At 56.1% G+C, this 14,957-nt stretch carries 17 protein-coding genes; 10 read left to right on the top strand and 7 right to left on the bottom strand.

The window, feature by feature from the left end; translation table 11 throughout:
- Positions 1-197 precede the first annotated feature (197 nt).
- On the top strand, positions 198-764 hold the full coding sequence (locus V6944_RS01060; RefSeq protein ID WP_333497559.1) for a VOC family protein: 567 nt from the start codon (positions 198-200) through the stop codon (positions 762-764).
- A gap of 86 nt (positions 765-850) precedes the next feature.
- Positions 851-1,591: a copper homeostasis protein CutC gene (gene cutC / locus V6944_RS01055; protein ID WP_333497558.1), complete on the top strand. Its 741-nt coding sequence runs from the start codon at positions 851-853 to the stop codon at positions 1,589-1,591.
- Positions 1,592-1,778: 187 nt separating this feature from the next.
- Here the strand turns inward: cutC and cmoB are convergent, their stop codons facing one another.
- From cmoB to V6944_RS01030, 5 genes are read right to left on the bottom strand one after another with little or no spacing between them, the layout of a single operon-like run.
- On the bottom strand, positions 1,779-2,747 hold the full coding sequence (gene cmoB / locus V6944_RS01050; protein WP_333497557.1) for a tRNA 5-methoxyuridine(34)/uridine 5-oxyacetic acid(34) synthase CmoB: 969 nt from the start codon (positions 2,745-2,747) through the stop codon (positions 1,779-1,781).
- Complete coding sequence (gene cmoA, locus V6944_RS01045; RefSeq protein ID WP_333497556.1) at positions 2,744-3,487, bottom strand: carboxy-S-adenosyl-L-methionine synthase CmoA; 744 nt, start codon at positions 3,485-3,487, stop codon at positions 2,744-2,746. Before cmoA ends, cmoB begins: the two co-directional genes overlap by 4 nt.
- 39 nt (positions 3,488-3,526) lie before the next feature.
- Positions 3,527-3,922 carry an MAPEG family protein gene (locus V6944_RS01040; RefSeq protein WP_333497555.1) on the bottom strand — a complete coding sequence of 132 codons (396 nt, stop codon included), beginning with the start codon at positions 3,920-3,922 and terminating at the stop codon, positions 3,527-3,529.
- A gap of 51 nt (positions 3,923-3,973) precedes the next feature.
- Positions 3,974-4,792 carry a DUF72 domain-containing protein gene (locus tag V6944_RS01035; protein ID WP_333497554.1) on the bottom strand — a complete coding sequence of 273 codons (819 nt, stop codon included), beginning with the start codon at positions 4,790-4,792 and terminating at the stop codon, positions 3,974-3,976.
- Entirely contained in the window at positions 4,789-5,355 is a 567-nt protein-coding gene (locus V6944_RS01030) for a hydrolase (protein ID WP_333497553.1), read from the bottom strand. Before V6944_RS01030 ends, V6944_RS01035 begins: the two co-directional genes overlap by 4 nt.
- Before the next feature lie 267 nt (positions 5,356-5,622).
- Here V6944_RS01030 and aspS point away from each other — a divergent pair, with 267 nt between their 5' ends.
- The 6 genes from aspS (at position 5,623) to ruvB (ending at position 10,895) form a co-directional block, all read left to right on the top strand.
- Positions 5,623-7,410, top strand: coding sequence for an aspartate--tRNA ligase (gene aspS / locus V6944_RS01025; RefSeq protein WP_333497552.1), 1,788 nt, complete (start codon positions 5,623-5,625; stop codon positions 7,408-7,410).
- A 1-nt stretch (position 7,411) separates the two neighbouring features.
- Entirely contained in the window at positions 7,412-7,855 is a 444-nt protein-coding gene (nudB, locus tag V6944_RS01020; RefSeq protein ID WP_185667573.1) for a dihydroneopterin triphosphate diphosphatase, read from the top strand.
- 28 nt (positions 7,856-7,883) lie between these two features.
- Positions 7,884-8,627: a YebC/PmpR family DNA-binding transcriptional regulator gene (locus V6944_RS01015; protein WP_333497551.1), complete on the top strand. Its 744-nt coding sequence runs from the start codon at positions 7,884-7,886 to the stop codon at positions 8,625-8,627.
- A gap of 34 nt (positions 8,628-8,661) precedes the next feature.
- Complete coding sequence (gene ruvC / locus V6944_RS01010) at positions 8,662-9,183, top strand: crossover junction endodeoxyribonuclease RuvC (RefSeq protein WP_035891708.1); 522 nt, start codon at positions 8,662-8,664, stop codon at positions 9,181-9,183.
- An 81-nt stretch (positions 9,184-9,264) separates the two neighbouring features.
- Positions 9,265-9,876 (top strand): Holliday junction branch migration protein RuvA, encoded by a 612-nt coding sequence (ruvA, locus tag V6944_RS01005; protein WP_035891707.1) that lies wholly within the window; start codon positions 9,265-9,267, stop codon positions 9,874-9,876.
- Between the two features lie 8 nt (positions 9,877-9,884).
- A complete protein-coding gene (ruvB, locus tag V6944_RS01000) occupies positions 9,885-10,895 on the top strand; it encodes a Holliday junction branch migration DNA helicase RuvB (protein ID WP_333497550.1) in 1,011 nt (336 codons plus the stop codon).
- Positions 10,896-10,975: 80 nt separating this feature from the next.
- Here ruvB and znuB read toward each other — a convergent pair whose 3' ends face one another.
- Both znuB and znuC read right to left on the bottom strand, forming a co-directional pair.
- On the bottom strand, positions 10,976-11,761 hold the full coding sequence (znuB, locus tag V6944_RS00995; RefSeq protein WP_185667578.1) for a zinc ABC transporter permease subunit ZnuB: 786 nt from the start codon (positions 11,759-11,761) through the stop codon (positions 10,976-10,978).
- The gene (znuC, locus tag V6944_RS00990; RefSeq protein WP_185667579.1) at positions 11,758-12,513 is read right to left on the bottom strand and encodes a zinc ABC transporter ATP-binding protein ZnuC; all 756 of its coding nucleotides are present in this window, start codon (positions 12,511-12,513) and stop codon (positions 11,758-11,760) included. The genes znuB and znuC overlap by 4 nt, the downstream gene beginning before the upstream one ends.
- 77 nt (positions 12,514-12,590) lie before the next feature.
- On the opposite strand from znuC, the gene znuA reads away from it, so the two are divergent.
- On the top strand, positions 12,591-13,550 hold the full coding sequence (gene znuA, locus V6944_RS00985; protein WP_333497549.1) for a zinc ABC transporter substrate-binding protein ZnuA: 960 nt from the start codon (positions 12,591-12,593) through the stop codon (positions 13,548-13,550).
- Positions 13,551-13,562: 12 nt separating this feature from the next.
- Entirely contained in the window at positions 13,563-14,885 is a 1,323-nt protein-coding gene (mepM, locus tag V6944_RS00980; protein WP_333497548.1) for a murein DD-endopeptidase MepM, read from the top strand.
- The last annotated feature ends 72 nt before the right edge of the window (positions 14,886-14,957 follow it).

The following is a 14,957-nucleotide window of genomic DNA, read 5'->3' as shown; positions in this document are numbered from 1 at the left end:
ACGGCCCAGCGCCGGGTGTGGATAAATTAAGGCGGGAGTATACTGCATTTGCCTGATGCCGTCAGCATCGGGCCGCCCTCCGCCATGGTGAAAAAACGCTGCCTGAGCAGGGATTAATCGCTCATCTCGCCGAACGGTTGGTTCGGGGCCCACAACAGGGTAGATTAGCCTTTTCATGGAATAAGAGTAGGGCTGAAATGGCAAACTGGCAGACTATCGCGGAACTGCAGGATATCGCTGCGGATCTTCCGCGCTTCACCGACGCACTGGCGGCGCTTTCCCAACGACTGGGGCTCGATATCGCGCCGCTCAACGCTGACCATATCTCGCTGCGCTGCCACCAGAACGCCACCGCCGAGCGCTGGCGCCGTGGCTTCGAGCAGTGCGGCACGCTGCTGTCGGAAAATATCATCAATGGTCGACCGATTTGTCTGTTTAAGCTTGAGGAGCCGGTTTGCGTGGCCCACTGGCAGTTTACGGTGGTCGAGCTACCGTGGCCGGGAGAGAAACGCTACCCGCATGAAGGCTGGGAACATATCGAAATCGTTCTGCCGGGCGAGCCGGAAGGGCTGAACGCCCGCGCGCTGGCGTTGTTGTCTGATGACGGGCTGAGCCAGCCGGGTATTTCGGTCAAAACCAGTTCACCAAAAGGCGAGCGTGAACGCCTGCCGAACCCGACGATGGCGGTCACCGACGGGAAAGTGACGGTGAAATTTCACCCGTGGACGATTGAAGAAATTGTTGCCAGCGAGCAGGCAATGTAAATAGCCAGTGTAACAATGTGAACTAACGCCGGGTCTGCAGACGGGAACGGTGGCATGATCTTTCGCTGAATCAAACGGAGAGAAATATGGCATTGCTGGAAATCTGCTGTTACAGCACGGAATGCGCGGTTATCGCGCAGCAGAATGGGGCGGATCGTATTGAACTGTGTGCGGCGCCGCTCGAGGGCGGACTGACAGCTTCATACGGTGTGCTGAAAGCCACGCGTCATCGGGTGACGATTCCCGTCCACCCGATTATCCGGCCCCGAGGCGGTGATTTCTGTTATACCGACGGTGAGTTCGCCACCATGCTGGAAGATGTGCGTCAGATTCGCTCGCTGGGCTATCCCGGTTTTGTGATTGGCGTGCTCAATCCCGAAGGGCAGGTGGATATTCCCCGCATGCGCCAGATTATGGTGGCGGCAGGCTCGCTGGCGGTGACCTTCCATCGCGCCTTTGATATGTGCGCGAATCCGCAGCAGGCCATTGAACAGCTTGCAGAATTAGGCGTTGCCAGGGTACTTACCTCCGGCCAGCAGCCGTCGGCGGAAAAAGGTATTTTATTAATTCGGGAACTTATTGGTAGGGGTGATACTCCAACCATTATGGCAGGTGCAGGTGTAAGAGCGAGCAACCTTTCTCTCTTCCTCGAAGCCGGTGTCAAAGAAGTGCACAGTTCAGCCGGGCAATGGGTGCCCTCCGAAATGCGTTACCGCAACCCCGGATTATCAATGTCAACGGATCCTGAAGCTGATGAGTATTCTCGCTATACCGTCGATGGCGCGGCGGTAGCGGCAATGAGAGAAATCATTGAGCGCCACGTGTAGCTAAAAGTTTTTTACCGCGTGTCATATTCGCCCAATATGATGCTTGCTTGTACCAGGCCCCTGCCCATTAAACAGGGGCCTTTTTTTCGCCGTCATATTTCCCCGGCGTCGCGTTGCTCGGCCGGGCTACAGGTTCATTCCTGACGTAGCCCGGCCAAGCGCAGCGCCGCCGGGAAGGGCACAACCGTTACGGTTTACGTGCAATCAACACCGCGCGCAGCGGTGCCGGATAACCTTCAACCGTTTTGGTCGGATCGTTTGGATCGAGGAAATCGGCCAGCGACTCGGTGACCATCCACTCGGTGCGACGCTGCTCGTCGGTAGAGGTGACGCTCATATCGGCAATGCGGACGTCAACGAAACCGCACTTCTCCATCCAATTTTTCAGCGCCAGCGCCGACGGAATAAAGTAGACGTTACGCATCTGCGCATAGCGATCGCCAGGCACCAGCACCGTGTTCTCATCGCCTTCTACTACCAGCGTTTCCAGCACCAGCTCCCCCTCGCTGACCAACTGATCTTTTAGCTGCCAGATATGCTCGAGCGGTGAACGGCGATGGTACAGCACGCCCATAGAGAACACGGTATCAAACGCCTTAAGCGCCGGAAGCTGCTCAATGCCCAGCGGCAACAGGTGCGCGCGCTGATCGTTACCGAGCAGTTTACGCACTGCCTCAAACTGGCACAGGAACAGATGGGTTGGGTCGATACCGACCGCCATGTGCGCACCTGCGCCAATCATGCGCCACAGGTGATAACCGCTACCGCAGCCCACGTCGAGAATGGTACGCCCGCTCAGATCGGACAGATGAGGCAACACGCGCTCCCACTTCCAGTCGGAGCGCCATTCGGTATCGATGTTCACGCCATAGAGTGAAAACGGCCCCTTGCGCCACGGCATCAGATGACGCAACAGGGTATCGATGCGTTTAACCTGACCTTCGCTCAGCGGCGTTTCGCTTTCAGCGGTAACGCTATGCAGCAGGTCGAGCTTCCACGGTTGGATTTCCGGCAGAAATTCAACGGCGTTAGACCACTGCTTAAACAGACCGTGTTGATCGCGCTGCCAGGCGCCAATCTGCGCAGGCAGCGTTTCCAGCCAGTGGGACAGCGGGCTTTTTGCGATTTGCTGATAAAAATTGCCAAACTCGATCATGCCGGGGTTCCCGATTTCAGTGCCACCAAAGAGCCAAAGTTAAAGCACTGGAACCACAGCTCGCTATGCTCAAAACCGGCCTGGCTCAGGCGAGCTTTGTGGACTTCAACCGAGTCGGTCAACATCACGTTTTCCAGCATGCTGCGCTTCTGGCTGATTTCCAGTTCGCTGTAGCCGTTGGCGCGTTTAAAGTCGTGGTGCATGTTGAACAGCAGCTCGCCGACGGTCGCGTCTTCGAAGCTGAACTTCTCTGACAGCACCAGCGCACCGCCGGGGTTCAGCCCCTGATAAATTTTGTTGAGTAATGCCTGACGTTCTGCGGGCTCAAGGAACTGGACCGTAAAGTTCAGCACCACCATTGAGGCGTTATGAATTTCGATATCGCGAATATCGCCTTCAATGACATCCACCGGGGTCGGCGCTTTGTAGGCGTCAATATGGCGACGGCAGCGTTCAATCATCGCCGGAGAATTATCAACGGCGATAATACGGCAGTTGTCGTGGGCAATATTACGGCGAATAGAGAGGGTGGCGGCGCCCAGTGAACAGCCGAGGTCGTAAACCTGGGTACCCGGCTGCACAAAGCGCTCGGCCAGCATGCCGATCATGGAGATGATATTTGAGTAGCCAGGCACGGAGCGCTGGATCATATCCGGGAAAACTTCGGCTACCCGTTCATCGAAGGTCCAATCGCCGAGGCGGGCAATCGGTGCAGAAAAAAGCGTATCGCGGTCAGACATTAGGTTAAATCCGGAAAAATAAAAACGGCGTATTGTGCGCTAACGCAGCGAGAAAACCAACTCCCACGGCATATACCACAGGTTCACCAGCACCATTAGCAACAGCGAAAGATAGGTGGCGATCATGCCTGAACGTCGCCAACGGAACAGTCGATGGTGAAAACCGTAGTAGTGCATGAGTCTCCCGGCGAGCAACATCAGCCCGCACAGGTGCACCATCCAGGTCTGCGCACCGTTCATTTCCATAAACAGCAGCAGGATGACGCCAATCGGAATGTATTCCACCGCATTGCCGTGAATACGGATGGCGCTTTGCAATTCACTAAAGCCGCCGTCACCGTAGGCAACACGATAGAGTCGGCGCAGACGCACGACGTCGAAGGAAAATTTTATCAGCAACAACGCCGCGAGTACGGCGTACAGCGCGCTAACCATACAAACTCCCTTTATGTTGGCAGAGGCTACTCATTATCATAGGTATGAATGTCAAAAAAGAGAAGATTGTTGTGGAATCGACGGTGCGGAACCCAGCTCGGGAAGGGCGGAATGTAGCGCATCCCATAGGGAATGCACTAGCTCAGGCGCCAGGGCGATATCCGGGGTGTGCAAAAACAGATAAGGCGTGGTGGAATGCTGCCACTGCGCCAGTTTCTCCAGCCACGGCGCAAACATGGCCTGGTTCTGCGCCATATCGTCGCTGCCGATAAATCTCACCATGGGCTGCTCGGCGGTCACCACCGCATGCACCGGTACCTTCGGCTTTTTGCGCTGAGCCTCTCGAACCGCTTCATTGTGCGGTATAGCGGCATGTACCGGTCGGCTATCGAGGATCACGCGATTCACGCCGCGCTCGTGCAGGCCGCGGTTAAGCAGCCGCTCGCTCTCGCTCTTATCGAAAAACTGCGGGTGGCGAACTTCAACGCCATAGTGAAAAACGGTCGGTAACCCGTCGAGAAAAGCCCACAGAGCGGGAAGATCACGCGGGCCAAAGGTGGCCGGAAGCTGAAGCCAGTACTGCCCAATTCGCCCGGCAAGCGGTGCCATTCGCTGGAAAAACTCGAGGGTCAGATCGTCGCAATGTCGTAAGGCGGCCTGGTGCGAAATAGTGGCCGGGAATTTGAAGCAGAAACGAAAACTATCATCGGTTTGCGCCAGCCAGCGTTCAACAATCTCGGCCTTCGGAAGGGCGTAGAGCGTGGTGTTGCCCTCCACGCAGTTAAAGTGGCGGGCATACTCTTCAAGGCTGGTAATACCAAGGCGCACCCATTTCGGGTGCGACCATTGGGGAAGCCCAAGATAAATCATAGCGCCGCGAGGATCTCATCGGTGCTGCGCACGCGTGCAATGCGCGGGAAGATATAAGAAAGGCTGCTCTGGTGCTGTTCGTTATTAAACGCGCTGCAGGCATCTTCGGCGATAATCAGATTAAAGCCCAGTTCCCACGCGTTCCGCGCAGTAGATTCCACGCCGATATTGGTGGAAATACCGCACAGGATAATGGTATCGATACCACGACGACGCAGCTGCACTTCGAGGTCGGAGCCGTAAAATGCGCCCCACTGACGTTTGGTCACCTCAATATCGCTGTCCTGTTTGCCCAGCTCTGCCGGGTAGGTCCACCAGTTTTCCGGCAGCGCTTTGGCCGGTGCAGGCGCATCCACTGGCTGTTTCAGGGCGTCGGCAAAGTCTGCTGACCAGCCCACGCGCACCAGTACCACGGGTGCGGACGCGGCACGGCACTTGTCGGCGAGACGAGCGGCACGGGCGACAACGTCGGTGGCGGTATGCGGGCCGCCGGCAAACGGCAGGATGCCTTCTTGCAGGTCAATCACCACAAGGGCGGTTTTTTTTGCGTCTAAATTCAGCATGGTGGTTCCTCTGTAAACGGGCTGTCGGGGGCATACCTTACATTCGACGTCTGGTGAATGAACGGATAATTATTGTTAATTTTTGTGAGCGTAGGCAATAAGCGTTCAGCAAACAGTCGTATAAGCTGCTCCGGGCTTATCGCGAGCGAGAATTTCCAGTATAATAGCCCCCTTTTTTCATCCAGTAGTGACATTCAGCTAAAGCTGCGACAGTAACGCCTGCATGGCAGGCGACAATCCGCCGACGGCTAAGTTAAGGGATATCTCATGCGTACAGAATATTGCGGACAGCTTCGACAGTCCCACGTTGGGCAGCAGGTGACTCTGTGTGGTTGGGTCAACCGCCGTCGTGATCTCGGTAGCCTCATTTTTATCGACATGCGCGACCGTGAAGGCATCGTACAGGTGTTCTTCGATCCGGACCGTGCGGATGCCTTGAAGTTAGCCTCTGAACTGCGTAATGAGTTCTGCATTCAGGTAACCGGCACCGTTCGTGCGCGTGACGAAAAGAACATCAATGCGGATATGGCGACCGGCGCTATCGAAGTTCTGGCCTCCGATCTGACCATCATCAACCGTTCAGAATCACTGCCGCTGGACTCTAACCACGTCAACACCGAAGAAGCGCGTCTGAAGTACCGCTACCTCGACCTGCGTCGTCCGGAAATGGCTCAGCGCCTGAAAACCCGCGCTAAAATCACCAGCTTCGTACGCCGCTTTATGGACGATCACGGTTTCCTCGATATCGAAACCCCGATGCTGACCAAAGCGACCCCGGAAGGCGCGCGCGACTACCTGGTACCGTCTCGCGTACATAAAGGTAAGTTCTACGCGCTGCCGCAGTCTCCTCAGCTGTTCAAACAGCTGCTGATGATGTCTGGCTTCGACCGCTACTATCAGATCGTTAAATGCTTCCGCGACGAAGACCTGCGCGCTGATCGTCAGCCAGAATTCACCCAGATCGACGTCGAAACCTCCTTCATGACTGCACCGCAGGTGCGTGAAGTGATGGAAGCACTGGTGCGTCAGCTGTGGCTGGAAATTAAAGGTGTGGATCTGGGAGACTTCCCGATCATGACCTTCGCTGAAGCAGAGCGCCGTTACGGTTCCGACAAACCGGACCTGCGTAACCCAATGGAGCTGGTTGACGTTGCTGACCTGCTGAAATCCGTTGAGTTCGCGGTATTCTCCGGCCCGGCCAACGATCCGAAAGGCCGCGTGGCTGCGCTGCGCGTACCGGGCGGTGCTGCACTGACCCGTAAGCTGATTGATGAATACGGCAACTTTGTGAAGATCTATGGCGCGAAAGGCCTGGCTTACATCAAAGTGACCGAACGTGCGAAAGGCGTGGAAGGTATCACCAGCCCGGTTGCCAAGTTCCTGACCCCAGAAATCATTGAAGCGATCCTTGAGCGCACCGGCGCGCAGGACGGCGACATGATCTTCTTCGGCGCCGACAACAAGAAAGTGGTTGCTGACGCGATGGGCGCACTGCGTCTGAAGCTGGGTAAAGATCTGAATCTGACTGACGAAAACATGTGGGCGCCGCTGTGGGTTATCGACTTCCCAATGTTTGAAGAAGATGGTGAAGGCGGCCTGACCGCAATGCACCACCCGTTCACTTCGCCGAAAGACATGACCGCCGAAGAACTGAAAGCGGCGCCGGAAGACGCAGTAGCAAACGCCTACGACATGGTTATCAACGGCTACGAAGTGGGCGGCGGTTCCGTGCGTATTCACCGTGGTGACATGCAGCAGACCGTGTTCGGCATTCTCGGCATCAATGAACAAGAGCAGCGCGAAAAGTTTGGCTTCCTGCTGGACGCGCTGAAGTACGGTACGCCGCCACACGCGGGCCTGGCATTCGGTCTTGACCGTCTAACCATGCTGCTGACCGGCACCGATAACATCCGTGACGTTATCGCCTTCCCGAAAACCACCGCAGCAGCGTGTCTGATGACCGAAGCACCAAGCTTCGCGAATCCAGCCTCTCTGGGCGAACTGGGTATTCAGGTTGTGGCGAAAGAGCCAAAAGAGTCTGCGGAGAACAAGTAACATGCCATTCAAGCGACCCGTCTCTATTCTGGTGGTGATTTATGCCCAGGACAGCAAACGGGTGCTGATGCTGCAGCGACGCGATGACCCTGATTTCTGGCAGTCGGTAACCGGCAGCGTGGAAGAGGGGGAAACCGCGTCGCAGGCCGCCATGCGTGAAGTAAAGGAAGAGGTCACGATTGATGTTGTGTCTGAGCAACTGACCTTGAAAGACTGTCAACGCACGGTGGAGTTTGAAATTTTTCAACATTTACGCCATCGCTATGCGCCGGGCGTTGTGCGCAATACAGAATCCTGGTTCTGTCTTGCGCTGCCCCACGAGCGGGACGTTGTGTTCACCGAGCACCTGACCTACCAGTGGCTCGATGCACCCGCCGCGGCGGCACTCACTAAATCGTGGAGTAACCGGCAGGCGATTGAAGAATTTGTCATTAACGCTGCCTGAAAGGGCATAGTTTTTTGGAGATATTTTTATGGCAGGTCATAGTAAATGGGCCAACACCAGACATCGTAAAGCGGCGCAGGATGCTAAGCGCGGCAAAATCTTCACCAAGATCATTCGTGAACTGGTGACGGCGGCCAAACTGGGCGGCGGCGATCCGGATGCAAACCCGCGTCTGCGTGCTGCGGTAGATAAAGCCCTGGCCAACAACATGACGCGTGACACCATGAACCGCGCTATCGCGCGTGGCGTCGGCGGTGATGAAGATTCCAACATGGAAACCATCATCTATGAAGGCTACGGTCCTGGCGGCACCGCGGTGATGATTGAATGCCTGTCTGACAACCGTAACCGTACCGTTGCTGAAGTGCGTCACGCATTCAGCAAAACCGGCGGTAACCTGGGTACCGACGGCTCCGTTTCTTATCTGTTCAGCAAAAAAGGGATTATTTCCTTTGAACAGGGCGACGAAGACACCATTATGGAAGCCGCGCTGGAAGCTGGTGCGGAAGACGTTGTGACCTTCGACGACGGCGCGATTGACGTGTACACCGCGTGGGAAGAGATGGGTAAAGTGCGTGATGCGCTGGAAGCAGCGGGCCTGAAAGCTGACGCGGCCGAAGTGTCGATGATCCCGTCCACCAAAGCGGACATGGATGCAGAAACCGCACCAAAACTGATGCGTCTCATCGACATGCTGGAAGACTGTGACGATGTTCAGGAAGTCTACCACAACGGCGAAATCTCTGACGAGGTGGCAGCGACCTTAGAATGAGGTGGCTGTGCCGTAACCTAACAGGAGGTGCGTGATGTCTATTATTCTCGGCATTGACCCGGGGTCACGCATCACCGGTTATGGTGTCATTCGTCAGGTTGGCCGCCAGCTGACCTACCTTGGCAGCGGATGCATCCGCACCAAGGTTGACGATCTTCCGTCGCGCCTGAAGCTGATTTATGCAGGCGTGACAGAGATAATCACCCAGTTCCAGCCGGACTATTTCGCGATTGAGCAGGTCTTTATGGCGAAAAACGCCGACTCGGCGCTCAAGCTGGGGCAGGCGCGCGGAGTGGCCATCGTTGCCGCTACCAACCAGGAACTTCCGGTCTTTGAGTACGCCGCCCGCCAGGTCAAACAGACCGTCGTGGGTATCGGTAGTGCGGAAAAAAGCCAGGTTCAGCATATGGTGCGCACGCTGTTGAAGCTTCCCGCTAACCCGCAGGCCGATGCGGCGGATGCGCTAGCCATCGCGATTACCCACTGCCATGTCAGCCAGAACGCCATGCAGATGAGCGACACACGGCTGAACTTAGCGCGTGGGCGGCTACGATAATGACAAATCAGGCTGGATAAATATCCAGCCTTTTTTTATGATAGTACATTACCCTTTTAGCCCTTAACGCAGGAGCGTCACGTGATAGGCAGACTCAGAGGCATCATTCTCGAAAAACAACCCCCGCTGGTCCTTCTGGAGACAGGCGGCGTAGGCTATGAAGTGCATATGCCGATGACCTGTTTTTACGAGCTGCCGGAAGCCGGACAGGAAGCGATTGTCTTCACCCACTTCGTTGTACGTGAAGACGCGCAGCTGCTCTACGGCTTCAATAACAAGCAGGAACGCACGCTGTTTAAAGAGCTGATTAAGACCAACGGCGTAGGGCCGAAGCTGGCACTGGCAATCCTCTCGGGGATGTCTGCGCAGCAGTTCGTCAACGCGGTAGAGCGCGAAGAGCTTGGCGCGCTGGTTAAGCTGCCGGGCATTGGTAAGAAAACGGCAGAACGTCTGATTGTCGAAATGAAAGACCGCTTTAAAGGTCTGCATGGCGATCTCTTCACGCCAGCCGCCGATCTGGTGCTCACGTCTCCAGCCGGCCCAAGTGCCGACGATGCCGAGCAGGAAGCAGTTGCTGCGCTGGTGGCGCTGGGCTATAAACCTCAGGAAGCCAGCCGAATGGTGAGCAAAGTTGCCCGTTCGGATGCCAGCAGTGAAACATTGATCCGCGAAGCGCTCCGCGCGGCGCTATGAGGTAGAGGATGATTGAAGCAGACCGCCTGATTTCGTCAGGCAGTAGCATGGCGGAAGAGGTGGCGGATCGCGCCATCCGCCCTAAGTTACTGGCCGAGTATATCGGTCAGCCGCATGTTCGCTCGCAGATGGAGATCTTTATCCAGGCGGCGAAGCTGCGCGGCGACGCGCTTGACCACCTGCTAATCTTCGGCCCACCGGGGCTCGGAAAAACCACGCTGGCGAATATCGTTGCCAACGAAATGGGCGTAAATCTACGCACCACATCTGGCCCGGTGCTGGAAAAAGCGGGCGACCTCGCGGCGATGCTGACCAACCTCGAACCCCATGACGTACTGTTTATCGATGAAATTCATCGTCTTTCACCGGTGGTGGAAGAGGTGCTCTATCCGGCAATGGAAGATTACCAGCTCGATATCATGATTGGGGAAGGCCCAGCTGCACGTTCGATCAAAATCGATCTGCCGCCGTTTACCCTGATTGGCGCTACGACGCGCGCGGGCTCGCTGACCTCGCCACTGCGTGACCGTTTCGGTATTGTGCAGCGTCTTGAGTTCTATCAGGTGCCAGACCTGCAGTATATCGTGGGGCGCAGCGCGCGCTTTATGGGGCTGGAGATGAGCGACGATGGTGCGCTGGAAGTGGCGCGTCGTGCGCGCGGTACCCCGCGTATCGCCAACCGTTTGCTGCGTCGCGTACGTGACTTCGCAGAAGTGAAGCATGACGGCACCATTTCGGCAGATATCGCCGCGCAGGCGCTGGATATGCTCAACGTCGATGCGGAAGGCTTTGACTATATGGACCGCAAGCTGCTGCTGGCGGTAATTGATAAGTTCTTCGGTGGCCCGGTTGGGCTGGATAACCTGGCGGCGGCAATCGGGGAAGAGCGGGAAACCATTGAGGACGTGCTGGAGCCGTACCTGATTCAGCAGGGGTTCTTACAGCGTACTCCGCGTGGGCGTATGGCGACGAGCCGTGCGTGGAACCACTTTGGTATTACGCCACCGGAAATGCCTTAACCTTTGCATTCCCGGCGTCGTTTCGCTCGGCCGGGCTACAATGCACTGTAGCCCGGCCGAGCGAAGCGATGCCGGGGAAATCAGACGGCCGCTTTCTTCGACATACTCAGAATAAATAGCAGCGCCGCACACAGCACTACGGATGGCCCTGCTGGCGTGTCATAGAATGCCGAGAAGGTTAACCCGCCGGTGACCGCAATCATTCCCACGCCAACGGCGACGCCCGCCATCTGCTCTGGGGTACGGGCAAAACGACGCGCGGTGGCCGCTGGGATAATCAGTAGCGATGTGATGATCAGCGCCCCGACAAACTTCATTGCCACGCCAATGGTCAGCGCGGTAACCAGCATCAACAGCAGCTTCACCCGCTGCAGCTTCACGCCATCGACAAACGCCAGATCCGGGCTGATGGTCATCGACAGTAAATTGCGCCACTGCCAGAACAGAATCGCCAGTACCACCACCACGCCCAGCGCGATAGAGATAAGATCCTGTGGCGTGACCGCCAGCAGATCGCCGAACAGATAGGCCATCAGATCGACGCGAATGTTCGACATCAAGCTGACCACCACCAGACCTAGCGACAGTGCGCTGTGTGCCATGATGCCAAGCAGGGTATCAACGGCCAGGTGAGGGCGTTTCTCCAGCCATACCAGACCACCCGCCAGCACCAGCGTTACAGCGATCACCGCGTAGAACGGGTTCACGTTCAGCAACAGACCAAACGCGACGCCCAGCAGCGAGGCATGCGCCAGCGTATCGCCAAAGTAGGACATTCGTCGCCAGACCACAAACGAGCCCAGCGGGCCGGCAGCACACGCCAGCATCATTCCGGCAAGCCAGCCGGGAAGTAAAATTTCAATCATGACTGTCCATTTCCCCGACGTAAAACAATACGGCCCTGTAAATCATGGCGATGATTATGTTGATGGCGGTAAATCCCCAGCTGTTCTGCGCCGCGCGGGCCGAACATAGAGATAAACTCAGGGTGCATCGACACCACGTCCGGCGTACCCGAGCAGCAAATATGATGATTCAGACACAGCACGTCGTCGGTCTTCGCCATCACCAGATGCAGGTCGTGCGACACCATCAGCACCGCGCAATCGAGCTCCTGGCGCAGCTGGTTGATAAGATCGTAAAGCGCGACCTGACCGTTAACGTCCACGCCCTGGGTCGGTTCATCCAGCACCAGCAGCTGCGGTTTATTGAGTAGGGCACGGGCCAGCAGCACGCGCTGGGTTTCCCCTCCGGAGAGCTTCTGCATAGGGGCATCCTGCAGATGTCCCGCCTGCACGCGTTTGAGCGCCGGAAGAATATCTTCTTTTCGCGTTGCCGGATGCAGGCGTAAAAAACGCTTGACGGTCAGCGGCAATGTGGCGTCGAGGTGTAACTTTTGCGGCACATAGCCGATGCGCAAATGTTTATCGCGGATGACAACGCCATCGCTAGGTGCTACGAGGCCGAGCACCACGCGTACCAGCGTTGATTTGCCCGCGCCGTTTGGGCCAAGCAGCGTCAAAATGCGGCCTGGCTTGAGGTTCAATGAGATGTCAGAGAGCACCCGACGTTGGCCGAAAGTGACGGAGACATTTTCCAGTGATACAAGATTCGTCATAGCAATTAGGGGTTGCACAAGATAGTGAATGTTATAATATCACACATCACTTATTCATTTCGATTAATAGACGCATTATGTTACAGAAAAATACGCTTCTTTTCGCAGCTTTATCCGCTGCACTTTGGGGAACGACAGCACAGCATGCTGACGCTGCCGTTGTAGCATCTCTCAAGCCATTAGGCTTTATTGCTTCAGCCATTGCAGACGGTGTAACAGAGACCCAGGTTTTACTGCCTGACGGTGCGTCTGAGCATGATTATTCACTGCGCCCATCTGATGCAAAACGCTTACAGAACGCGGACTTAGTTGTATGGATTGGTCCAGAGATGGAAGCATTCATGGACAAGTCATCGCAAAGCATTCCTGACAATAAAAAAGTCACCATAGCCCAGCTTGACGGGGTGAAACCGTTACTCATGAAAGGGGCCGACGACGACGACCATGAAGCCGGTGACGGAGACGATCATGACCACGCTCACGGTGAAAAAGGTGACGCACATCACCATCATGGCGAGTACAACATGCACCTGTGGCTCTCCCCAGAGATAGCGCGGCTGTCGGCGGTTGCAATCCATGACAAATTAGTGGAACTTATGCCCCAGAGTCGAGCCCGGCTTGATGCCAACCTGAAGGATTTTGAGGCCAATCTGGCCGCAACCGATAAGCAGGTGGCGAGCGAGCTGGCGCCGGTGAAAGGAAAGGGGTATTTCGTTTTTCATGATGCCTATGGTTATTACGAGAAACACTACGGTTTGACGCCGCTTGGGCACTTCACCGTCAACCCCGAAATTCAACCCGGTGCGCAGCGTTTACATCAAATAAGAACACAGTTGGTTGAGCAAAAAGCGACCTGCGTTTTTGCTGAGCCACAATTCAGGCCCGCTGTCGTTGAATCTGTTGCGCGGGGAACCAGCGTTCGCATGGGAACGCTCGATCCTCTTGGCACGAACATTAAGCTGAGTAAAGAGAGCTATCCCGCGTTTCTTACTCAACTGGCGACCCAGTATGCGAGCTGCCTGAAAGGAGATAAGTAAGGAAGTGAATACGTGCAGCAGATAGCCCGCTCTGTCGCTCTGGCATTTAACAATTTGCCGCGGCCCCACCGCGTTATGCTGGGGTCACTTACCGTTTTAACACTGGCCGTCGCTGTCTGGCGGCCTTACGTTTACCATCCAACCTCTTCATCCCCCGTCGTCCGGACGATTGAGCTGGAGAAAAAAGAGATTCGCTCGCTTCTGCCAGATGCCAGCGAACCGATTGACCAATCCGCTCAGGAAGACGAAGCCATCCCTCAGGATGAGCTTGACGATAAAGCCGACAACGAAACGGGCGTGCATGAATATGTGGTATCCACGGGCGATACCCTGAGCAGCATCCTCAATCAGTACGGCATCGATATGGGGAACATCAGCCAACTTGCTTCGGTTGATAAAGACCTGAAAAACATGAAAGTGGGGCAGCAGCTCTCCTGGACGCTGAATGACGACGGTGATCTACAGCGTTTAACCTGGGAGATGTCGCGCCGCGAAACCCGTACCTACGATCGCGTTGCTAACGGTTTCAAAATGAGCAGCGAGTTGCAGAAGGGCGATTGGGTCAATAGCCTGGTGAAAGGCACCGTCGGCGGAAGCTTTGTGACCAGCGCCGTCAACGCCGGTTTAACCAGCGCGGAAGTGAGCGCGGTGATTAAATCGATGCAGTGGCAGATGGACTTCCGTAAGCTGAAAAAAGGCGACGAATTCTCAGTACTGATGTCGCGTGAAATGCTCAACGGCAAGCGCGAACAGAGCCAACTGCTGGGCGTGCGTTTGCGCTCCGACGGCAAAGACTACTACGCGATCCGCGCGGAAGACGGTAAGTTTTACGACCGCAATGGTACGGGGCTGGCTAAGGGCTTCCTGCGCTTCCCAACCGCGCGTCAGTTCCGCGTGTCGTCGAACTTTAACCCACGCCGTCTGAACCCGGTAACCGGTCGCGTCGCGCCGCACCGTGGCGTGGATTTCGCGATGCCGCAAGGTACGCCAGTACTGGCCGTCGGTGACGGTGAAGTGGTGGTGGCGAAGCGCAGTGGCGCGGCGGGTTACTATGTCGCGCTACGTCATGGTCGCACCTACACCACCCGCTACATGCACCTGCGTAAGCTGCTGGTGAAACCAGGTCAGAAGGTGAAACGCGGTGACCGTATCGCGCTCTCCGGCAATACCGGCCGTTCTACTGGCCCACACCTGCACTATGAAGTGTGGATTAACCAGCAGGCGGTGAATCCGCTGACGGCGAAACTGCCGCGCACCGAAGGGCTGACCGGTTCGGATCGTACCGACTACCTGGCACAGGTGAAAGAAGTGCTGCCGCAGCTGCGTTTCGACTAATTTCGCCTAAGAAGTATCCGTTCAGAGCCGGTGCCTATACAGCACCGGCTTTTTCTTTTGTGCGAAGCATCC

The organism is Kluyvera sp. CHPC 1.2972 (assembly GCF_036759925.1).
In the GTDB taxonomy this organism is placed as follows: Bacteria; Pseudomonadota; Gammaproteobacteria; order Enterobacterales; family Enterobacteriaceae; genus Kluyvera.
This window is presented reverse-complemented; position numbering and strand designations above follow the sequence as displayed.